Here is a 21,155-nt window from a genome sequence, read left to right as displayed (position 1 = left end):
CACATGATAAATAACACAGATAATGAATATCTGGAACAGAAGTTATCCGAATTAAGTAAAAAAGTTCCTGCCTCAATTATATCAAAGTTAAGGGAATCAATAACTAATTCCCCTATAGAGATTACAAGGGATGAAATCGACAAAATAATAGAAATAGTAATGAAAGACTATCTAAGTTCCCTTGTCCATCCTGGAGAGGCAATAGGTGTTGTGGCTGCCCAATCAATAGGCGAGCCGGGTACGCAGATGACATTGAGGACCTTCCACTTTGCGGGTGTAAGGGAGTTAAACGTAACCCTAGGTCTTCCGAGGCTCATAGAGATTGTAGATGCGAGGAAAGTTCCTTCAACTCCTATGATGACCATTTATCTCAACGAGGAGTATGCAAAGGACCGTGATATGGCATTAGAGGTTGCTAGGAGAATCGAATATACTAGAGTGGAGCATGTGGTGGAGACGGTTAACCTGGACGTTGGTGGTATGGGCATTATACTCAAACTTGATCCAGTACTGCTTAAAGATAAGGGATTATCCACAGAGGATGTGGAAAAGGTCATCAAGAAGCTCAAGATGGGCGATTATAGGGTAGAAAACCCCGATGAATACACAATAGCGATATACTTTGAAAACATGGAGACAGTGACCGGATTATTCAAGGTTAGAGAGAAAATCCTTTCAACGAAAATAAAAGGGGTTAAGGGAATTAAGAGGGCGATAATAAGGAAAAAGGGTGACGAATACGTTATCATTACCGATGGGTCTAACCTTGAGGGTGTTCTTGGAGTTAAGGGAGTTGATGTCTCGAGGATAGAGACAAATAATCTACACGAGGTAGAAAGCGTGCTGGGTGTGGAGGCAGCAAGGGAGTTAATAACGAGAGAGATAAAGAGGGTCCTCGAGGAACAGGGTCTGGACGTCGATATTAGACATATCGAACTAGTTTCCGATATAATGACAAGGACAGGGGAAGTCAGGCAGATAGGGAGGCATGGTGTCACAGGTGAAAAGACTAGCGTATTGGCAAGAGCCGCCTTCGAGGTTACAGTAAAACACCTTCTCGACGCCGCTGCTAGAGGTGACATGGAAGAGTTTAAAGGAGTGGTAGAAAACATTATTATAGGCCAACCAATTAAGCTGGGTACCGGAATGGTTGAACTTTTAATGAGACCCGCAAATAGGTGAATGAAAAATGTCACAATCAATTACTTTCGAGTCAGAAATTAAGGTCCTTCTCAAGACAGGCAAAGTACTCCTAGGAAGTAAAAGGACTATAAAGGCCTTGAAGATGGGGAAGTTAAAGGGTGTGATAGTGGCTTCAACGCTCAGAGGTGATATAAAGAGTGATATCATGAGATACGCATCTTTAGCTGGGATCCCAGTGGTTGAATATAAGGGAAGCGGATGGGAATTAGGAACTATTATGGGTAAGCCTTTTCTTGTATCTGCTGTGGGCGTAGAAGAGCTTGGAGATTCTCAGATAATGAAATTAGCGAATGGATAGCGGTGATATTAAGTGCCTGATATAAAGTTAACCCCTGAAGAAATGCGATACATGTCCCTTTTCCAAGACGTTACAAAGGTCACTGTTAGGGACTGTGTAATAGATGAGGAAGGCAATAGAATAATTTTCCTAGTAGATCCAGAAAATATGGGAATGGCTATTGGAAAAGGAGGAATGAACATCAAAAAACTAAAGAAGATTATCGGTAAGGACATCGAGGTAGTAGCATATAGCGAAAACTTGGAAGATCTTATAAAGAACCTTATGTCTCCCGCTAGGGTTAAGAGCGTCAAAACTATAGATAGTAATTCAAGGAAGACGGTACACGTAACAGTAGATCCTCAAGACAAGGCTATAGCAATCGGTAAAGCAGGCAGAAACGTTTCTCGGGCCAAAATAATTTTAAAAAGATACATGGACATAGACTCCGTGATAATTAATTAAGAGGTGTCGATTTGGCAGATAAGTCTCCAAAAGGTATATTTGCGGCTAGAAAATTAAAGCTCAGAAGATTAAAGTTTAGGTGGAGTCAGAGGAAGTTCAAGACCAGGGTATTGCAATTAAAGAAGAGATTTGATCCTTTGCAAGGAGCTCCCATGGCAAGGGGTGTGGTTCTGGAGAAAGTTGGGATAGAGTCTAGGCAACCCAATTCAGCTGTAAGAAAGTGTGTAAGGGTTCAGCTAGTCAAGAACGGGAGAGTCGTAACTGCGTTCGTTCCAGGTGACGGTGGAGTGAACTTTATAGACGAACACGACGAGGTGATTATAGCCGGAATAGGTGGCACTTTGGGTAGGTCCATGGGTGATTTGCCCGGAGTAAGATACAAGGTAATAATGGTAAACGGAGTCTCGCTTGATTCGTTGTACAAGGGGAAGAAGCAAAAGCCCGTTAGATAACTTTCTAGTTCTTTCTAGTTTAGGCTTTATTTCCTCTCTCTGTAGATCTATCTACCAGCTCCTTCTTTACCTTTATTGGTTTCCCAGTTAATAGGGCAAGATATATAGCATGGCTTGGGATCATTCTCTTTTGGATTATTAAACCGCCAAAGTTTAACTCCACCGTAGCAATGTAAATATCATCTTGTATATCGTCAATGATAACCTGAGTGACTCTTTTCTCCAACTCCTCTATTACTTCTGGGATAAACGAGATGATATCATATACTGTCTCCCTCCTGGCCAGCTCCGATAGACTTCCAGTATCATTAGGTTCATTTTTTAGTAATTTGTTTATTGCATTTACTATATCAGGGGGAACATAAAACAGATTGAATTCCCTACCATCCTCTAGATAGCATATTATTACTGGCACACCGTTCATGGGCGATATGAAAGCATCTACCTTATTTACTCCTATGAGATCGTGCTCCTGTTCAGCCATTATATATTATCTTATCCCACGAAGACTATTAAACCCTTCATGAATAGTTATTTAACCCGTTAAGTTCGTATAGTGGTGAGTGTAGAAATGGATAGTTACGAGCTATCAAAACTGGATATAAGGATATTCGGCAAATGGGATACCAAAGTAGATATACGAGACCCTAGTTTGAAGAAGTATATCTCACTCATGCCAGTATATCTACCTCACTCGGGAGGGAGGCATGAGCATAGGAGGTTTGGAAAAGCTAGGGTCTCCATCGTGGAGAGGTTGATAAATGAGCTGATGAGGCCGGGAAAGAATAAGGGAAAGAAGATCCTGGCATATAACATTGTGAAGGCTACCTTTGAGCTGATTAATGCTAGAACAGGTCAAAATCCTCTACAGGTATTAGTTAGGGCTATTGAGAACTCAGCGCCTAGGGAAGAGGTGACAAGGATCATGTACGGTGGAATAGTTTATTACGTCGCTGTTGACGTCTCTCCCCAAAGAAGAGTGGATATAGTTCTAAGGAACCTAGTAGATGGTGCTAGACAGGCTGCGTTTAACAATCCGAAGCCCATAGAGGAGGCATTGGCTGATGAGTTAATCGCTGCTGCCAACGGTGATAACAGAAGCTTCGCCATAAGGAAGAAAGAAGAGATGGAAAGGATAGCCCTGAGCTCCAGATAAATAGCTAAACTTTTATTAACTAAGACCTTTATCTCGGGTAGGAGTTGAGCTAGATGTCTCAAAAGCCACACTTGAATTTGATTGTTATAGGGCACGTAGACCACGGAAAGAGCACTCTAGTTGGAAGACTTTTAATGGATAGGGGTTTCTTGGATGAAAAGACCATTAAAGAGGCAGAGGAAGCTGCAAAGAAGCTAGGAAAAGAGTCAGAGAAATATGCTTTCCTTCTAGATAGGCTCAAGGAGGAGAGGGAAAGAGGTGTTACAATCAACCTAACATTCATGAGATTCGAGACAAAGAAGTACTTCTTTACTATAATTGATGCTCCTGGGCACAGGGACTTCGTCAAGAACATGATCACTGGAGCTAGTCAGGCTGACGCAGCAATATTGGCAGTTTCGGCTAGAAAAGGTGAATTTGAGTCAGGAATGAGCCTAGAGGGTCAGACTAGGGAGCACATAATACTTGCCAAGACCATGGGTCTTAACCAAGTTATCGTAGCTATCACAAAGATGGACGTAGCAGAACCGCCATACGATCAGAAGAGATATAATGAGATAAAGGAGACCATCGAGAAGTTCATGAAGTCCTTCGGATTTGACATGTCTAAGGTTAAGTTCATCCCAATTGTCTCAATCACTGGTGAGAATGTAACCAAGAGATCAGAAAACATGAAGTGGTATAACGGACCCACGCTGGAGGAAGCCCTAGATATGTTGGAGATCCCACCGAAGCCAGTTGACAAGCCTCTAAGGCTACCCATACAGGAAGTCTATTCAATATCAGGTGTTGGTACCGTACCAGTCGGCAGAGTTGAGAGCGGTGTCATGAAGGTGGGCGATAAGATAGTTTTCATGCCTGCAGGGAAATCCGCAGAGGTCAGATCTATCGAGACTCACCACACTAAGTTGGAGAAAGCAGAACCAGGAGACAACATTGGTTTCAACGTGAGGGGTATAGACAAGAAAGATGTTAAGAGGGGAGATGTAGTAGGTCATACTACTAACCCACCCACAGTTGCTGAGGAATTCACGGCGAGGGTAATAGTTGTGTGGCATCCAACAGCTCTGGCAGTTGGTTATACCCCGGTCGTTCACGTTCACACAGCGAGCATTGCTTGTAGGGTTTCGGAGATAGTAGCAAGATTGGATCCGAAGACCGGTAAGGAAGCTGAAAAGAACCCACAATTCATTAAGCAAGGAGAGTCAGCAATAGTTAAGTTCAAACCCATAAAGCCGTTATGTGTTGAGAAGTTCAGCGACTTCCCGCCATTAGGAAGATTTGCTATGAGGGATATGGGCAAGACTGTAGGTGTGGGAGTAATAAACGACGTTAAGCCCAGTAAGATAGAGATAAAGTGACAGGATAACGGTGTACATTAATGCCAAATAAAGCTAGAATACGACTGTGGAGCACCAACGTTAACAACCTTAATTATGTTGTAAATCAGATAAAGGGTATAGTGGATAAGACAGGCGTCAGTATGAGAGGGCCTATACCACTTCCCACGAGGAGAATGGAAGTACCTGTGATGAGGTTGCCGCATGGCGAGGGAAGGAAGAAGTGGGAGAAGTGGGAAATGTCCCTCCACAAGAGGATAATTGATATTTCTGCTGATGAAAGGGTAATGCGCCAGCTAATGAGAGTAAAGGTTCCAGAGGACGTGTATATAGAGATTCAACTTATTTAGGACGTTTTTCCCTTCAAAGGTGCCGGGGTGCCCGAGCGGACCAAGGGGCTGGCCTGGAGAATGTTCCGGCTAGCCAGTAGGGGCAACCCTACGCGGGTTCAAATCCCGCCCCCGGCGCGTTAGGTGATTTTCATGCTTCCCAGAGTTCTGGTCTCAGCTGATCGTAGTGGAACAGGAAAGACTCTCGTAACATCAGGTATCATGAAGGCCCTCTCGAAAAGAATGAATGTGAGAGGCTTCAAGGTTGGACCAGACTACATTGATACAGGATACCACAAACTAGCTACTGGAAGACCATCAATTAACCTAGATCTTTTTATGATGGGAGAGGAGGGTGTAAAAAAGTCCCTTGTTAAGTATTCCCGCGGAAGTGATATTTCTGTAATAGAGGGAGTGATGGGGCTCTATGATGGCCATGGTATAGAGTATAGCACATATAGGTTATCTCAGGCTACTCAGACTCCAATTATCCTTGTCCTTGACTGTAGTTCCATGGGCACTACGGCTGCGGCTCTAATTCATGGGCTCAAGAGTTTTGGTAATGCAAATATAAAAGGCGTTATCTTTAACAAGATAGCCTCTGAGCATCACTATTCCTATTGCAGGGAGAAGGTGACTGATGTCAAAGTGTTAGGTTATATTCCAAGGATTAACTTAACAGTACCCTCTAGGCATCTTGGACTTTTCACGATTGAAACCTATAACAAGGCCATGGAAGCAGTTGAGGAAATGTCTAGACTGGTGGAATCTTTCATAGACCTCGATGAGATAGTAAACATTGCTAGTGAGGCCCCTGATATACAAGTAGACTTGGAGGACGACACAACGAGCAAGAAGAAAGGTATCATGGCAATTGCATACGATTCTGCATTTTCTTTTTACTATCAGGAAAACTTGGATATACTCAGTAAGTTCTATACTATCAAACTTTTTAGCCCAATAAATAACGAGACTGTGGATGAGGCAGATTTTATCTACCTTGGCGGAGGATATCCGGAACTGTTCCCCAAAGAACTTTCTGAGTCCTACTCTACTATCAAGTGGATAAGGGAGTCAGTCTATTCAGGAATCCCAGTTATTGCAGAATGTGGAGGACTCATGTATCTCTCAAGTTATATCAGAACTAAGGAAGGTAAGTTCCCCATGGTGAGTGTTTACGATATAGGAATTTCAATGGGCAAGCTTACTCTAGGTTACAGGATGACAGATATCCTAGAAGATATTCCTCTCGGAAGGACAGGAGACATCATTAGGGGACACGAATTTCACACCTCATCTCCAGAATATGTTAACGAGAAAAGGTTTACACTAAAACATAGAAATGGAAAAGGTATACAGGACGGTTTCGATGGTGTTAGGGTAAATAACGCGATAGGATCTTATCTTCATGCGCATTTAGCCAGTTTGAGACTGTCTCTTTAATTCTAGTCTTTTCACTCTCTCCAACATGTCCAATAGTTTGTCAATATCCTTAGCATAAAGTCTAATCTTGTATGGATATTTTGCCTCAGTCGAGTCTATCTCAACGTATTTCTTTTCCCTATTAACCACAAAATTGGAGTTAAGTAAATGCTTCGCGTGAAGAAAGACAGACATACCTCCCGATCCAATTACTCCCTTCTCCGTTACCTTATAACTTAATGGAGCCATTGTTGACATCATGCTAGGCTTAAACAGCCTCCTGTATACAAAGAATCCAAACAGATATATTATTTCAAAATAAACTAGATAAACTGCAAGCCTATAATATGGGTCCGTCTGAGAGGTAGCAATTTTAGAAACGTAACTATACACGAAGAATAATACAACAATATAGATAAGGTACGAGAACAACATGGTCATATTCTTCTTGGCAAACTGCATGTACTCCCTTTGATATTCCTCGTCCTTCATGACAAGATCATTAGCGTTCTTCTCCTCATATAACGTTCCGGAATTTGCCACTTCCATCATTAATTTCCTATCCCTAAGCATTGGATTAGACTTGTAAGTCATGGAAAAAGTGATTGCCATTATTATAATGAAATAAGAGATAAACGCCTCAAGGAAATATTTTGGATAAAATCCTAATACTATAGATATTACAACGAGATATGTCTGGCTAATAAGCGCAAATTTCCAATTATAAGGATTGGGTGTCGCTGAAGACATACTAACTGGTATATAACGGTGTGACTTATATACTTATATAACAATGCGTGAACTTTTTCTCCTACTCTTGGCGTTCAGCTCTATATTGCCTCAGCAGAGTACATTTACCTATTATTTTCAATCCCCAAATCAAACCCTTATTGTAAACGTAACTTCTGTACCCTCGGATTACGCGAAGCCTTACAATCTCTCCAATGGAATTTTATTGGTTCTTAACTCTACCCCGCAGAATATCTCATCTAATGTCTCGTTTGATAGGATAAACTCCACTGCCGTCATTATACCCCTCTATGCGCTGGAACCCAACTCGATATATCAGATAAATTTCACCCTCCCAAAGCTTACTGTGGTGGTCTACCTATCCTCCACGCTAAGGAACGATAGTTATCATCCCGTGAGCTCAGGTAACTATTCCTCCTCCAATACAAACCTACGAAACCTACCTTTCATCGTTTTTATTGTAGTAATGGTTATCATTTCAATACTATTAAACCGGAGAAAACGACATTAGTATATACGCTTTTATACTATTCTGAGTATAACTCCCCATGCTAAGGTTGGAAGAGATAAGAAAGGATCTGGAAGCCGGTATCCCAGTTTTGATATACGATTTTGACGGTAGGGAGGAAGAGGTGGACATGGTATTTTACGCCGGTGCTGTCTCCTGGAAAAGTGTGAAAGCTCTGAGAGCTCTGGCTGGGGGTCTAATTTGTTATGCCACTGGAAAAAAGGAGGCAGAGTTGCTGGGTCTTCCTTTCCAGGTCGATATTCTAAGGAGTAGTCAGGAGCTTTCGAGACTCGTGAAGAGGCCCAAATATAATGACGAGCCAGCTTTCTCCATATGGGTCAATCACGTGGATACCGTGACAGGGATATCGGACCAAGATAGGGCCCTTACCATAACAGAACTCCATAAAGTAGTGTCACATCTAAGTGAAGATAGCGAGAACTACAAGGAGTTGTTCTACGAGAAATTCTATTCTCCGGGTCACGTCCCCATACTCATTTCCAGAGGAATTAGAAATAGACGTGGACACACTGAACTGAGTGTAGCGTTAGCAGAGGCACTGGGTCTAGAGAGGAGTATGCTCTTCGCCGAAATGTTGGGAGAGAAGACTAGCCTGGGAAAGGAAGAGGCCATAAAGTTTGCAAAGCATAACGGGTTTCATTTCCTAGAGGGGAAGGACATTCTACAAGAGGTGGTAGCGTGAAGGAGAGGGTGTACGGAGTGGCCGATACGACCTTCTCAAGGGTTAATATGGGCGAGATAGCGATCAACACCATTAGGAGGGAGGATCCAGACGCTGACATAGTCCGTTATACAGTACCAGGTATTAAGGATCTACCAGTGGCTGCTAAGAGACTTATCGACTCTGGATGTAACGGTGTTATAACCCTAGGCTGGGTAGGGAAGACACAGTTGGACAAATACAGCTACCTTGCCACCAGCATAGGATTGATTATCGTTCAGATCATGACCTCGACTCACGTTATTGACGTAACTGTCCATGAGGATGAGGCTGAGGATGAGGAATCACTTAAGGAGATAGCTATTGATAGAACCAGGAAACACTCTGTTAATTTGGTTAGACTGGTTAGGGACGGCAAGAACGCGCTCACCGGAATGGCCGGTAGAGGATTGAGGCAGGGGTATAGAAATGCAGGACAGCTCGATTAAACTAGGGATAGTGGTTGCGGAGTTTAACTACGACATTACCCACTTAATGCTAGACAGGGCGGTTTCTCATGCTAAATTCCTCAATGCGGAAGTCAGGGCAGTATTCAAGGTCCCTGGAACCTTCGAGATCCCTCTCGCCGTGAAGCAGTTGCTGTCCAGGGATGATATAGACTGTGTTGTTACCCTGGGGGCAGTAATTAAGGGAGAAACTAAACATGACGAGGTAATTGCCAATCAGGTAGCCAGGTTGGTATCGGACCTATCCCTTGAGTTCAACAAGCCTGTTTCCCTGGGGATTATAGGACCCGGAGCCACGCATGAGCAGGCCATGGAAAGAATTGAGGAGTATTCCACTAGGGCAGTCGAATCAGCCGTGAAGATGGCAAGGAGAATGAGATCCATGATGGAGGGTAGTTCCTCGGTGAACATAGAGTGAAGGTGATGGTTGTCGAGCTGTATAACTACAGGGAATGGACGGAATTGCTGGGAAATGACAGGGAGTGGAAGATCCAGGTGAATCAACATCTTCTCTCGTCAAAGATGATCTGGAAGGCGTCTCAAATGGGCGGTATGGTTTTTCCCATGAGATATGATCAAGCTATCATGCTTGCTGACGGGATAAAGCCCAGTGATCTTAGGGCTTTCCTCCACTACGTGTCAAGGGTAGCTCCTGTAAATATTAGGGCATGTCTAGGATACGGGGAAACTCCACTTAGGGCAGAGGAAAATGGGTACAGTTGCCTTAAGGGGTTGGAGCCCGGAACTTTTCAGGTCTTAGCGTATCCTGACTCACCTGTTGCTGTGGCCCATTTTGACCTCAACGGTTTCACCGACTTCACCAATGGAACCTCCACGTATAGGTCCTTCACAGAGGCACAGAAGTTTTATTCTGAGATAGTAGCGCACGTCTACTCACTGGGTGGTATAGCCCAGTATATGGGAGGGGATAACATTGTTACAGTGATCAGCACAGACGTGATAGACCAGGTTATAGCTAAGGTGGAGAATGAACAAAGAATGAAGGTAGGTATAGGAATCGGTAAAAATGCGAGAGATGCTATGAGGAACGCGACAAAGGCCTTAACTGAAATCAGGAAAGATAGGCGAGAAACTTGGAAGCTTCTTCAAGAATAGTAAACGTAGAATATGCTCTACTGGGTCAAGATTTAGAACTGGTACACAAAATTCACCTGGAGATCAGTGACGGGATAATCTCCCACATAGGAAAGGGATGGGATGTTAAGGGCAAATCCTACCCTAATTCCCTTCTCATGCCTGGGCTGGTAAACTCCCACGTTCATACCTTCGATGGGATCGCACCTGAGTTAGGATGGAACCTAACCCTTAAGGAGGTGGTAGGCGACCCTCATAGCGAGAAGTATAGAGCACTCTCCCTGAGGAGCCTCCCTGAGTTAAGGGCCTCAACCCTTAACTTCCTTAACAGGTCCTTGGAGCTTGGGATTTTCACTGTAATCGACTTCAAGGAAATGGATATCAATGGTGCAAAAATCTCGAAAGAGGTTAAGGAAATCTCACCCATTAACTACGTGACTCTGGGGAGATTGGACGGTGAGATAACAAGGGATAGACTTGAAATCCTCAAGGAGTTGGTGGACGGGTATGGGGTAAGTAGCGTATCCATAGGGATAGAAAAGCTTAGCCTCATTCGAGAGGTATTTAGGGATAAGATGACCGCTATCCATGTTTCTGAAACGCTTAGGCATAACTTGGCCTCAGACCTTGAGACCTCTCTTTCCACTCTTAAACCTGATATGGTGGTTCATGGCACCCATCTATCTGAGGAGCAGATGGAACTCTTGGCAGAAACGGACACCAAACTGGTTATATGTCCTCGAAGTAACCTATGGTTCTCAACGGGTATTCCCAACATTCCCATGATGATAAGAAAAGGGGTTAGACTACTAATCGGAACCGACAACGCCGGGATCACCGATCATGATCTCTGGAAGGAGTTAGAGGTTGCATTACTTCTATCGCGACTTCTGGATCCAGGAAGTGATTTTTCCAGGGATATCCTTAAGTCTGCTACTGTTAACCCTGGAAAAGGGGTTTATCCAATAGAGGAGGGAAATAGGATGACAGGAATAATCATGGGGCCACTCCCCAGGTTCGAAGTCTCAAACAACAGGTATATGGCACTAATCAAGGAACCTGGAAAAATAATTAGAGTCTTGGGGCTACCCAAAATCTAATCCCTGCACCCTTCTCAAGGGGGGCCGTTAATTTCATGGGAATCCCTGCCCCAAAGCCTATCTCTATTTCCTTGGAGAAGGAAAGTGCACTTGATACCTTTTCCAGGATTGCTAAACTATACCTGGAGCTTCCCTGCTTCTCTATTTCAAGTTTCGTTAGCGGTTTCCCGTTTTTTAGAACGGCGGAATATTTTTTCCCGGCCTCTTCAACTTCAAATGACACGTGGTCATCCTCAGCCTTTATTTCCACTTCTTCCCCTACCTGCATGGATTCGTCAACCAGAATCGAGAGTATATCGCCACCAATCCCCATGGTAACAGAGTGGGCTACGGAAGGCTCCTTCAAAATTTGAGGTTCCCCCTTCTCAGCCTTGATTGAGAGACTACTCCTTGTGCCCGTTTTCTCATCCTTCATGGATATCCTGATACCTTCGTTAGTTTCAGTTATCTCGACACTGGACCTCCCCTTCATCTTCGAAAGTATCTTCTTCAACTCTCCCAAGTTGAGCTTTACAGAAATTGGCTTCTCAATGCTATATTCCTCTAGTGCATCTTTACCTATCTCAACTACCCCCATCATTACCTTATCGTCAGTAAGGTATTTGCTACCTATTCCTTCCTCCGTGAAATTAAGGGTTAACTCGTCACTGATCTTAGAAATGGAGGACACAATGTAGTAGAAATCCCTAGAACTGCCGTATATTGCCCTGAACATTACTCTTCCTTACTCTTCTTGGTTTTTTTAGTTTTCTTAGTCGTCCTTTTCTTGGCTGTCCTCTTTTTACCTTTCTCGGTCTTACTCACGAAAATCGAGTTATTGTCCTCAAATTCTTTCTTTGCCTCCTCTATACTGATTTTCCCTGACATAAGTCTGTGCCATACCTCGGTGTTCTTTGTAAGTAACTCTATATCCTGAAGGGACATAGCTGGTACTCCTTCTTCGTCTTCCTCCACTTTGCCAGCTTCATCCACCGATGTTTCCGGTTCATTTTCGTCATCGTAATCCTCTGACGTGGAAATCACCCCTGATTTAGGCGAACAACTACTATATCATTCGCCGTTATATCTCTTGTTATCACCTTTCCCCTTTCAAGTACCGAAAGAGTTTCGTAAATAACTCTCCTCGCCTCTTGACTCTCTCCTCCAATCAACCTAGCGATGTAATTTAATTCGTCGGGATCATTCATTCCCATTATCATGGTCATTGAGGCATTGTTTATCATCTTTTCAAGTTTATCGGAATATTGTGAAATTAGTATAAAGCCATATCCAAATTTTCTTCCCTCAGCGAAAAGTCTTTCAGCTAGGGCCTCACCACTCTCCCTTCCCAGCAGGAAAGGTGCCTCGTCTATCACTACGAGCCTTCTTAGTGAGGCAGATTTCTCAAGGTACATACTCCCCAGAATAGAGGTTAGAACGGTCTCCATGAGGATGTACTTTATGTTCGTGGTGGTTATCCTAGAGAAGTCTAGTATAACTTTTCCTTCAAGTAGTTTTCCCAGGTCCTCGCTCCCATAAAAGATGTTTGAGTCTAGGAACCTCAGGTAAGGATCTATGCTTCCCCACCTATTCAAATCCTGTGAATTGAATGATGCCCTCTTTTTCCTTTCTAGGAGTAGAAGCACATCCCTTATCGTAGGAGGGTCTAGAGACCAAGTCCTCTCATCCTCGTCATATATTCCCCTTTCCTGATATGCCTCAACGAACAGGTTCGATAGGTCCATGGTCTGAATGCTTCCCAGATTGAAGATAGATTTGAGCATCAGGGCAATTTCAATGGATCTCTGTTTAGGGGACCTCCCGAAAAGAGAGAGAGGATTTACCCCGTTGAGGGACATATCCATCCTCCTTCCTGGGACATCTTCATATTCCCCGTGTAGGTCGAAGACGATGTAATCTACGTTAGTTTTTGAAAGGATTAATTTAGCCAGGGTGGACTTCCCATATCCGCTCGACCCCACTATTACCATGTTGTAATTCTTCATTTTAGAAAAGTCCACACAAAAGGGCTTCTTCACATTAATCCATTTATATCTGTATCCTGCTTGAAACAACCCAGGTGTAAGACTTCTAACCAACACCTTCTCTTCATTGCCTATACATATCCCAGTACTAGTTTCCTTGGGTTCTACCATGAGAAGGTAGGGAAGGGAGATCCAGGATAGGGAGGACAGAGGGCTCAACTCGATCCTTCCGATAAAGGAGAGAATAGCCCCGTCTATTATCACTCCAGTGACCATAAATGGCGATCTCGTGAGTGCATAGACAGCCAGTGCTAGTATTGCCGAGACTAGGAGGATCTTCAGGTCAGGTGTCCTCTTGATCCTTCTCCATAGCCTAAAGGTAGTATCCCACAGCGACCTCGTTAAGTAAAGGAATGCCGATGATATCCCAACCCCGGAGAGATATTCCAAAAGAACGAGAGGATCGGCTGACCCATAAACTAGATTAAACAAGGCAAATATGCCGAGGGAGAAGAGAATGCTCGGGATCAGGGAATCCAAAACTAAGGGGGAAAAGACCCCATCCAGAAATAATAGAACGGATAATATTAGGGCACCGTTAAACCCGCCAATAATAGGTTGGAGGCTTTCCAGTTCAACGAAGATCATCTCCGCAAGCACTAAGGCAATTGCTATGAGATATCGCGTTATTTTTTGCATATGCTTAATAAGCCTTAGGTCCGAGAGTAATATGCCTTCATGTCTTCAGTATCTCAAGAGTTTATCTCTAGGCTACAATCTCTAGGATACAGGGAACTTACGCCCATTCAAAAGCTGGCAATTCCAAGCATTCTAAAGGGCAAACATACACTGGTCATAGCTCCCACAGGTTATGGTAAGACGGAAGCTGCCATAATTCCAGTAATGTATCAGATCTTTGACAAGGGATATGAAAGGATATCAGCGCTTTACATTACTCCCTTAAGGGCGCTCAACAGGGATCTGGAAGGGAGATTGAAGAGCTTTAGTCAGAGCTTTGGAATTAGGGTAGCAACTAGACATGGGGACAACTCCAGAAAGGAGAGAAGGGAGATCATCCTTAATCCTCCAGATCTTCTCATTACAACACCTGAGACCCTACTCTATCTAATCGTAGATAAGAGGGTTAAGAAGCTACTAGCTAACCTGAAATGGGTTATCATTGACGAATTGCAAGAAATGCTTGACCAGAAGAGGGGTTATGAGCTATCTGTGGTACTTCAACGCCTCAAGAGGATCTCCAGAAACCCGAGATTTATTGGCCTCTCCGCAACTATCAGTGACGTTGAACTGGCGAAGTCCTATCTGAGCCTAGACGAGGAGGTCGAGGTTGCCAAGGTAGATGGGAGGAAGGACACGGAAATTCTCATTGAGACCCCAGAGCCATCACAAGACGTCATTGATCTAGCGGTAAAGAGAGGAATGGACCCCATACTGCTAGCTAGATTACTCAGGCTTAAGGATGTAATAGAGAAAAATAGGCCAGTTCTCATTTTTACCAACACAAGGGAGACCGCAGAGTTCCTTGCCAATCAACTACAAACCATGTTCAATCTGAGGGTTGCGACCCATCACGGTTCCCTCTCCAAGGAGATTAGGACTAACATGGAGTCCAGTTTTAAGGCAGGTGAGCTGGACGCAATTGTTGCGACGTCAAGCCTGGAACTGGGTATAGACATAGGTACTATTTCCCTAGTGGTTCAGTATATGTCTCCAAGACAGACCATAAGGCTTCTACAGAGGGTTGGGAGGAGCGGACACTCCCTTCATAGGAAGGCTAGGGGACTCGTCATCCCTGGGAATTACATGTACGACGTACTTGAATGTAAGGCCATTACGGAACTATCCAAGTCCTATCTGGAGCCCATGATAAAGGAGGAGAATCCCCTGGATGTATTGGCCCATCAGATAGCAGGGATGGTGATAGAGGGACCACTTCTCATGTCAGATGCCCTTGAAATATTTAGGGGCTCCCCCTACTTCAGGAACCTCACTCCTGAACTCCTTGAGGCAGTGGTGGAACAGCTTGAGGCAGAGAGGGTAGTGAAAAGGGAGGGACAGGTCCTGAAACCCTCTAGGAGGACTTGGAAGTACTATTACACTGTAAACATGATTCCAGACTCCAACATGTCCTACCTCGTCATTAACACCAACACAAACTCCAGGATAGGGAATCTAGATTTTGATTTCGTGTCGATTCTAGACGAGGATAGCGTTTTCGTCCTAGGAGGGAGACTTTGGAGAGTGGTATCCATAGAGGAGGGTAAGGTCTTTGTGTCCCCAGCTGAACTCAAGAAGGGTGATCTACCCAGTTGGTTCGGCGAGGCCATACCGGTGGAGAAGGAGGTCTCAATGAAGGTTTACGAATATCTAACCGAATCCTTTGCGGGCAGAAGGGAGATCGAGCCTGAACTTAAGGCCAAGATAGAGAGTCACCTCTCAAGGAATTACCCAGCCCTAAGGAGGGATTCGATCCTAGTGGAACTCGTGAACTCGGATCTCCTTGTAATTCACTCTCCCTTCGGTACTAGGGGCAACAACACCTTGGGATCACTCATATCCGCTGTTCTCTCCTCCATGGGATACAGAACCTCGTTCAGAAGCGACCCCTATCATGTGGTGTTAACCTCCATGGTACCTCTAGATGTGGGGATAGTGGAGGACGTCCTGGGCAAGGTTAAATCCATGGACCCTGAATATGCCTCCAGGTTACTGGAGCAACAAGTCGTTAATGAACCTGAATTCAAGTGGATTTTACTCATAGAGGCACAGCGTTTTGGCGCCATAGAGAAGGGAACCGAAATCAAACTGGGCCATTACGTCCTGAGGGCCTACATTGACACAGTGATAGGGAAGGAGGCAATCAAGGAGTTTATGCTAAGATTTCACGACGTATCTATCCTTTCAATTCTCAAGGGGATGGTATGGGAAGTCGTGGAAGTTCCTTCACCATCTCCTCTTGCCCAGGAGTTTCTCGATCGTCTCCTTGTCTTCACCTCCATAGATGACAAACCAGTTATGGTCGAGGTCTTCAAGAGGAGACTCATGAACAAGGAGATACTTTCAATCTGCCTATTATGTGGTTGGAACTCCAGGGTGAAGGTGTCCGATGTCCCAGAGAGATGCCCCAAATGCGGGTCGGTGTTCATTACCTCAACCTTTCCAGACGACAGGGAAGCTCTCGATATCGTGAAGAGAAACATAAGGGGAGAAAAGCTCAACAGAAAGGAACAGAAAAGGCTCTCAGAGCTGAAGTCCATAGCCTCGCTTTACTCGAATTATGGAAGGACAGCCTTTCTGGCCCTTGCCGTTAGAGGAATAGGCCCTACTAACCTAGGCAGAGTCCTGAGGTCTCTCTCCCAAGGAGAGGATAAGTTTTATCAAGCTCTCATGGAGGAGGAGAGGAAGTTCATCAGGTACAGAAAGTACTGGCAGTAAGCTTTTAATAGTGACCGTGAACTTTTCACAAGTGTTCTGATATGGCCATAATTGAAGTGGGTAGGATTTGCGTTAAACTATCTGGACGCGAAGCTGGGAGTAAATGTGTTATAGTTGATATAATAGACAATAATTTCGTCCTTGTAACAGGTCCAAAGAGCATCAGTGGAGTTAAGAGAAGGAGGGTAAACATATCCCATCTGGAGCCCACTGACAAAACAGTGGAGATAGGGAAGGGAGCCTCGGACCAAGAAGTAGAGGCCAAGCTGAAGGAGCAAGGACTAGTAGATTTTATGAAGGAAAAGGTGAAGGTAAAAATTCCAGTGATTTGAATGGATTTTTCTCCCTTCGTGGAAAGGATAGACAAGTTTTGTGGTTATAATCAACCCTGGGAGATTCGGAAGGATTACGTTCCAGCTGGGGATTTCGGAGTCCAGCCGGATAAGAGGACAATCAAGGACCTAATAAATACCTCTATCATTAACGTGGATAAGCCCCCTGGGCCAACCAGTCATGAAGTGGCCTTCTGGGTAAAGATCATGTTTAACCTACCCAGGGTGGGACACGGAGGGACCCTAGAGCCCTAATGGGCGGGGCAATCCCAAGGTAACCGGCGTCCTACCCATAGGTTTAGGAAAGGCAACCAGGGTAATGAACATGGTAACGAAGTCGGGTAAGGAGTACGTATGTTTAATGGAGGTCCATTGCGATTTTCAGGAGGAAAGGCTTAGGGCGATTGCCAAGGAGTTCGTTGGAACAATATATCAAAAGCCACCCGTAAGATCTTCGGTGAAGAGAAGGGTAAGGAAGAGGAAGATCTATTCCCTGGACGTTCTTGAGATAGAAGGAAGAAGAGTCCTCATGAAAATCTCCTCAGAACCTGGAACCTACATGAGGAAGATTTGCCACGACATGGGCATCCTCCTGGGTTGCGGTGCTCACATGAGAGAATTGAGGAGAACGAGGTCAGGAATATTCACCGAGGATACAGTGGTAACGTTACAACAGGTTTCAGAGGCCCTCTATCTTTACCGTAACTGCGGTGAGGAGGATGAGCTAAGGAGAATACTCATTCCCATGGAGATGGCCTTCTGCGGGATACCCAAGATAATTGTGGACGATGAGACAGTGAACTCCCTAGCCTACGGCTCCCCCTTGATGGCGCCAGGGGTAGTGGCCTTTCAGGGATTTAAGAAAGGAGATATGGTGGCGCTCATTACTTGGAAGGGAGAGGGAATAGCCTTGGGAAAGGCCCTGGTAGATTCAGTGAGTATGGGTAAGAGGGGAGAGGTAGTGAAGCCTGAAAGGGTATTAATGGATAAAGATGTGTACCCGAAGGCATGGAAGAAATGATGTTCGTGGTAACCGACGTGGTTAACGGAGTCCCTCTGAACTTGATCAGTTACCCAGGTCTCTTCTCCAAGAAGAGGCTAGACCTGGGAACTAGGGTACTCCTGGAGAACCTCATAATCCCTGAGGAGGGAGCAGTAGCTGATGTGGGATGCGGTTACGGACCCATAGGGATATATGTTGCCATCGTAAATCCTAGGCTCTCAGTTTACATGCTCGACGTGAATCCGTTGGCGGTGAAGGCCTCAAGGGAGAACGTAGAGAGGTATGGATTAGGGGATAGGGTGAAGGTGCTCAAGAGCGATCTGCTCTCAGGATTTGAGTTCAGGGTTAAGGCCATTTACTCGAATCCTCCGCTTTCCAAGGGAGTAGATGTACTGGAAAGGCTTGCCAGAGATGCTCCAGAAAGACTGGAGAAGGGTGGATGGGTGCAAATGGTCCTGTATAAGGGAGAGGGAAACGCTGTGAAAATATTTAGTGAGTACTTCCCTGAAGTTAAGGTCATGAAAAGCGTGAAGGGATACTCAATTGTCCTTGCCGTAAACAATTAAAGAGAGCAGACAGATAGTTAAGTGCCGGGGTGCCCGAGCGGACCAAGGGGCTGGCCTTGAGAGCTTCCTGGTTAGCCAGTAGGGAACTCCCTGCGCGGGTTCAAATCCCGCCCCCGGCGTCTGGAATCCTTTTAGTCAGTTGGTAGGTTCCTTGGAAGGTATTATGAACCCATCGCTCTACAGGTAGCCAGTTGTACAATGCTAGATACTCGCCATAAGGAACGGGCTCATGCGTCCTCGATTAGGTTTAATTGGTATCAGCCCTCTTGGTCGGAGACCGATGGGTAAGAAGTCTAGGGGCTGACCTTCTGTCACAAAAGTAGTGAAACGAGTTTACTCAAAACTTGTGCAATTCATTGTCCATTCTTGTTGGTTACACCTCAGTTGATAGACTCCTAAGACCTAGCTAAACTGGAGGGGTATGAATGCCTCCAACTGTCCAAAACTTAGCTCAGGATGTTCTTTAGATTTGAGCGTTCAGCGGGTTTTTAGTCCTCTATTAGAAAATCAGAAAATGTGAAATCGGCAGCTCTTGCGCTCGGAAGCTGTACGAGTTAAGGTTCCTAACCTTTTGCGCTACTTGTAGTGCTATCCTGTTGGATATTTCCCTCAAGCTTACTGTCCAAAATAAGTAGCTTAAAGATTTTAAAGTACCATCTAGGATGATTCAACAAAATAGCTCAAGGAGCGGACATCGATCTTGACGGAAACTTAAGGACTCCCTTAAGGAAGCTTTATAACGCAGAATTCTAAATTCCTAATTAGCCGGGTAGTCTAGCGGCCAAGGATCCAGGGCTTTGGCCCCTGGGACCAGGGTTCGAATCCCTGCCCGGCTACCTCCTCGTGATTTTTTGGGTCCTAAAATCCCACTTGATACACTAATTCACGTGAATTTGACATTCTTTCCATGGACTAACCTCGCGTTATGGCACCGCTAGAAGCATGGATATAACAGATAAGATTACGAGAACCAGGAGTACATTCCTATACTCCTCTCTCAACTCCCTCTCCACTAAAACGAAGGCCAGTTCTAAGACCACCACTATTGCAAACTCTATTTCTAGATACGCGAACGAAACGTAGCTCAAGGGATTTCCTTTAATAGATCCAAACTCCCCTAATAGGCCCACAATTGTCATGATCATTATGACGAGTAAGGATATAGCCTCTGGTTGTCTCCTTGATAACCTCCCCAGCAAGGATCGTATGGCCTTACCAACGTAACCTATGTTGGCCTGGATGTAATACGGGAAGGAAAGCAGTCCTACCACTAGGCCAAGCAAGAACGCTAAACTAAACCCAAAAGACGATATTTCGAACCCAGGGATTCCCAGAAGCTTGAATGTTTCCCCCAGGTGCACCACAAACTCCTGTAGAAAGAGTCCCCACAACAACATGTTCATCAACCAAAGAAAAGACCTCCAAAAGCTAAGGTATTGAAACTCTAGATTGTACGTAACCTTAACGTAGACCTGGGTCCCCTTTGAATCGATTTCGGTTCTAAACTGCATATCTATGGCACTATTGGACTCGATTACCCCATTAACGGGTTCTGGGTTACCGAATAAGTCCAACTTGACGCCAGGGAAAAGTTCAACCTTCCTCTTATTCCAATTATCTAAACTCACCGTTTTTTCTTCGGGTCTCTCCTCCTCCAAACGGGTAAAGCTGATTTTTCCCAGATTACTAATCACCTTGTAACCTCTAGGCGGTATTATTACTATACCCTCCGTTATGTTCCCAAATAGCTGTATCTTTATCTCGAACCCTTTCTGGTCTCTCCTTATCTCATCATATCCCTTGAAGCTTATTATACGACACTCTCCAGGATTAAGTTCTCTCTCCAACTCAGCAACCACAGTGAACTCAACCCTGTTCACATCTTCGCCTAATAGTTCCCTCAGTTGGCCATTTGTTAACAAGATGAGAGACTCACGGTTCTCCTCCACACGTAAACCTCTGACGTAACTATCTAACTTGAAGTAGATATGTTTTACGGGAAAATCCGTGTTGTTACAGATTGTATATTCATGTTTTCTGAGGCCCCTCATGGAATCTTCATGCTTGAAGAATATTCTCGTTCTGGTGATGGAGAGATTGTCTACGATCTCCAGGCTATCAACTTGGATTTGAGACTGGGTAATCCTCATCTCACCGGACATGTTAAAGTATACGTATCTAGGTTTCCCTGACTCAGCCAGATAAATTGCGAGATTGAGGAGATCAATCACCTTTAGCTGAAACCCTTCTACCTGACCTTCTTCCTCCTTTGGTTCAGCGACGCTGGATAACACGGTGGAATTTATCCTAAGCCGGTTAAACTGAACAGAGAAGACTTTACCATCCTCTGCTATTGCCCTGACCTCTGCCTCTATCTTTGAGTCTCGTTCCCTCTTCACCGTTATTTCCAGTTTAGTCAAGATAATGTAGGATTCGTGAGATTCGCGATACCTCAATTTCAAATAAATTCTGTACGCAACTCTCTCTGAAATAGCACCTGTACTATCCTTTTCCATGGACATGAACAATAAGAGAATTTAATAAGTTTC

24 protein-coding genes and 3 tRNA genes are annotated in these 21,155 nt (G+C 44.5%); 21 read left to right on the top strand and 6 right to left on the bottom strand.

Annotated features, from left to right (window positions below; genetic code table 11):
• Positions 1-3 precede the first annotated feature (3 nt).
• From rpoA2 to ACI49J_RS11700, 4 genes are read left to right on the top strand one after another with little or no spacing between them, the layout of a single operon-like run.
• The gene (gene rpoA2, locus ACI49J_RS11715; protein WP_240255167.1) at positions 4-1,182 is read left to right on the top strand and encodes a DNA-directed RNA polymerase subunit A''; all 1,179 of its coding nucleotides are present in this window, start codon (positions 4-6) and stop codon (positions 1,180-1,182) included.
• A 7-nt stretch (positions 1,183-1,189) separates the two neighbouring features.
• Positions 1,190-1,501: a 50S ribosomal protein L30e gene (locus ACI49J_RS11710; protein WP_011921182.1), complete on the top strand. Its 312-nt coding sequence runs from the start codon at positions 1,190-1,192 to the stop codon at positions 1,499-1,501.
• Positions 1,502-1,513: 12 nt separating this feature from the next.
• Entirely contained in the window at positions 1,514-1,945 is a 432-nt protein-coding gene (locus ACI49J_RS11705; protein WP_011921183.1) for a NusA-like transcription termination signal-binding factor, read from the top strand.
• A gap of 11 nt (positions 1,946-1,956) precedes the next feature.
• Positions 1,957-2,397, top strand: coding sequence for a 30S ribosomal protein S12 (locus tag ACI49J_RS11700; RefSeq protein WP_011921184.1), 441 nt, complete (start codon positions 1,957-1,959; stop codon positions 2,395-2,397).
• 19 nt (positions 2,398-2,416) lie between these two features.
• Here ACI49J_RS11700 and ACI49J_RS11695 read toward each other — a convergent pair whose 3' ends face one another.
• On the bottom strand, positions 2,417-2,881 hold the full coding sequence (locus tag ACI49J_RS11695) for a bifunctional nuclease family protein (RefSeq protein ID WP_011921185.1): 465 nt from the start codon (positions 2,879-2,881) through the stop codon (positions 2,417-2,419).
• 87 nt (positions 2,882-2,968) lie between these two features.
• Between ACI49J_RS11695 and ACI49J_RS11690 the strand changes: the two genes are divergently transcribed.
• The 5 genes from ACI49J_RS11690 to ACI49J_RS11670 all read left to right on the top strand — a co-directional run bounded on the left by ACI49J_RS11690 (position 2,969) and on the right by ACI49J_RS11670 (position 6,665).
• A complete protein-coding gene (locus tag ACI49J_RS11690) occupies positions 2,969-3,553 on the top strand; it encodes a 30S ribosomal protein S7 (protein WP_011921186.1) in 585 nt (194 codons plus the stop codon).
• 53 nt (positions 3,554-3,606) lie between these two features.
• Positions 3,607-4,914, top strand: a complete 1,308-nt coding sequence (tuf, locus tag ACI49J_RS11685; protein ID WP_011921187.1) for a translation elongation factor EF-1 subunit alpha — start codon at positions 3,607-3,609, stop codon at positions 4,912-4,914.
• Between the two features lie 20 nt (positions 4,915-4,934).
• Positions 4,935-5,243 (top strand): 30S ribosomal protein S10, encoded by a 309-nt coding sequence (gene rpsJ / locus ACI49J_RS11680; protein ID WP_011921188.1) that lies wholly within the window; start codon positions 4,935-4,937, stop codon positions 5,241-5,243.
• Between the two features lie 21 nt (positions 5,244-5,264).
• Positions 5,265-5,360: transfer RNA gene (locus tag ACI49J_RS11675), tRNA-Ser, on the top strand.
• Between the two features lie 15 nt (positions 5,361-5,375).
• Entirely contained in the window at positions 5,376-6,665 is a 1,290-nt protein-coding gene (locus tag ACI49J_RS11670) for a cobyrinate a,c-diamide synthase (RefSeq protein ID WP_240255169.1), read from the top strand.
• On the opposite strand, the gene ACI49J_RS11665 is transcribed toward ACI49J_RS11670, so the two are convergent.
• On the bottom strand, positions 6,639-7,394 hold the full coding sequence (locus ACI49J_RS11665; protein ID WP_011921190.1) for a DUF2208 domain-containing protein: 756 nt from the start codon (positions 7,392-7,394) through the stop codon (positions 6,639-6,641). The two genes, ACI49J_RS11670 and ACI49J_RS11665, sit on opposite strands and share 27 nt — an antisense overlap.
• A gap of 548 nt (positions 7,395-7,942) precedes the next feature.
• On the opposite strand from ACI49J_RS11665, the gene ACI49J_RS11660 reads away from it, so the two are divergent.
• From ACI49J_RS11660 to ACI49J_RS11640, 5 genes are read left to right on the top strand one after another with little or no spacing between them, the layout of a single operon-like run.
• The gene (locus ACI49J_RS11660) at positions 7,943-8,605 is read left to right on the top strand and encodes a 3,4-dihydroxy-2-butanone-4-phosphate synthase (protein WP_240255171.1); all 663 of its coding nucleotides are present in this window, start codon (positions 7,943-7,945) and stop codon (positions 8,603-8,605) included.
• A gap of 47 nt (positions 8,606-8,652) precedes the next feature.
• Positions 8,653-9,072 (top strand): riboflavin synthase, encoded by a 420-nt coding sequence (gene ribC / locus ACI49J_RS11655; protein ID WP_240255248.1) that lies wholly within the window; start codon positions 8,653-8,655, stop codon positions 9,070-9,072.
• Entirely contained in the window at positions 9,053-9,508 is a 456-nt protein-coding gene (gene ribH / locus ACI49J_RS11650) for a 6,7-dimethyl-8-ribityllumazine synthase (protein WP_240255173.1), read from the top strand. The genes ribC and ribH overlap by 20 nt, the downstream gene beginning before the upstream one ends.
• A gap of 5 nt (positions 9,509-9,513) precedes the next feature.
• The gene (locus ACI49J_RS11645) at positions 9,514-10,206 is read left to right on the top strand and encodes a GTP cyclohydrolase IIa (protein ID WP_240255175.1); all 693 of its coding nucleotides are present in this window, start codon (positions 9,514-9,516) and stop codon (positions 10,204-10,206) included.
• Positions 10,185-11,285, top strand: a complete 1,101-nt coding sequence (locus ACI49J_RS11640) for an amidohydrolase family protein (RefSeq protein WP_240255177.1) — start codon at positions 10,185-10,187, stop codon at positions 11,283-11,285. The genes ACI49J_RS11645 and ACI49J_RS11640 overlap by 22 nt, the downstream gene beginning before the upstream one ends.
• On the opposite strand, the gene ACI49J_RS11635 is transcribed toward ACI49J_RS11640, so the two are convergent.
• The 3 genes from ACI49J_RS11635 to ACI49J_RS11625 are packed head-to-tail and all read right to left on the bottom strand — an operon-like array spanning position 11,257 to position 13,948.
• Positions 11,257-12,000, bottom strand: a complete 744-nt coding sequence (locus tag ACI49J_RS11635; RefSeq protein ID WP_011921197.1) for a DNA polymerase sliding clamp — start codon at positions 11,998-12,000, stop codon at positions 11,257-11,259. The genes ACI49J_RS11640 and ACI49J_RS11635 overlap by 29 nt on opposite strands.
• Positions 12,000-12,308 carry an RNA polymerase subunit Rpo13 gene (locus ACI49J_RS11630; protein WP_011921198.1) on the bottom strand — a complete coding sequence of 103 codons (309 nt, stop codon included), beginning with the start codon at positions 12,306-12,308 and terminating at the stop codon, positions 12,000-12,002. The genes ACI49J_RS11635 and ACI49J_RS11630 overlap by 1 nt, the downstream gene beginning before the upstream one ends.
• Complete coding sequence (locus tag ACI49J_RS11625; protein WP_240255179.1) at positions 12,305-13,948, bottom strand: ATP-binding protein; 1,644 nt, start codon at positions 13,946-13,948, stop codon at positions 12,305-12,307. The genes ACI49J_RS11630 and ACI49J_RS11625 overlap by 4 nt, the downstream gene beginning before the upstream one ends.
• 39 nt (positions 13,949-13,987) lie before the next feature.
• Between ACI49J_RS11625 and ACI49J_RS11620 the strand changes: the two genes are divergently transcribed.
• From ACI49J_RS11620 to ACI49J_RS11590, 7 genes are all read left to right on the top strand, one after another.
• Entirely contained in the window at positions 13,988-16,705 is a 2,718-nt protein-coding gene (locus ACI49J_RS11620) for a DEAD/DEAH box helicase (protein ID WP_409366430.1), read from the top strand.
• Between the two features lie 41 nt (positions 16,706-16,746).
• The gene (locus ACI49J_RS11615) at positions 16,747-17,037 is read left to right on the top strand and encodes a 50S ribosomal protein L14e (protein WP_011921201.1); all 291 of its coding nucleotides are present in this window, start codon (positions 16,747-16,749) and stop codon (positions 17,035-17,037) included.
• Positions 17,038-17,292: a tRNA pseudouridine synthase A gene (locus ACI49J_RS11610; protein WP_240255183.1), complete on the top strand. Its 255-nt coding sequence runs from the start codon at positions 17,038-17,040 to the stop codon at positions 17,290-17,292.
• Positions 17,293-17,356: 64 nt separating this feature from the next.
• Positions 17,357-18,058, top strand: a complete 702-nt coding sequence (locus ACI49J_RS11605; RefSeq protein WP_240255185.1) for an RNA-guided pseudouridylation complex pseudouridine synthase subunit Cbf5 — start codon at positions 17,357-17,359, stop codon at positions 18,056-18,058.
• A complete protein-coding gene (locus ACI49J_RS11600; protein WP_240255187.1) occupies positions 18,046-18,606 on the top strand; it encodes a class I SAM-dependent methyltransferase in 561 nt (186 codons plus the stop codon). Before ACI49J_RS11605 ends, ACI49J_RS11600 begins: the two co-directional genes overlap by 13 nt.
• Before the next feature lie 23 nt (positions 18,607-18,629).
• Positions 18,630-18,725: transfer RNA gene (locus ACI49J_RS11595), tRNA-Ser, on the top strand.
• A gap of 644 nt (positions 18,726-19,369) precedes the next feature.
• Positions 19,370-19,442, top strand: a tRNA-Gln gene (locus ACI49J_RS11590).
• Positions 19,443-19,529: 87 nt separating this feature from the next.
• Here the strand turns inward: ACI49J_RS11590 and ACI49J_RS11585 are convergent.
• Positions 19,530-21,122 carry a hypothetical protein gene (locus ACI49J_RS11585; protein ID WP_240255189.1) on the bottom strand — a complete coding sequence of 531 codons (1,593 nt, stop codon included), beginning with the start codon at positions 21,120-21,122 and terminating at the stop codon, positions 19,530-19,532.
• Between the last annotated feature and the right edge of the window lie 33 nt (positions 21,123-21,155).

Source organism: Metallosphaera sp. D4-4 (genome assembly GCF_046245145.1).
Taxonomy (GTDB): Archaea; Thermoproteota; Thermoprotei_A; order Sulfolobales; family Sulfolobaceae; genus Metallosphaera; species Metallosphaera sedula.
This window is presented reverse-complemented; position numbering and strand designations above follow the sequence as displayed.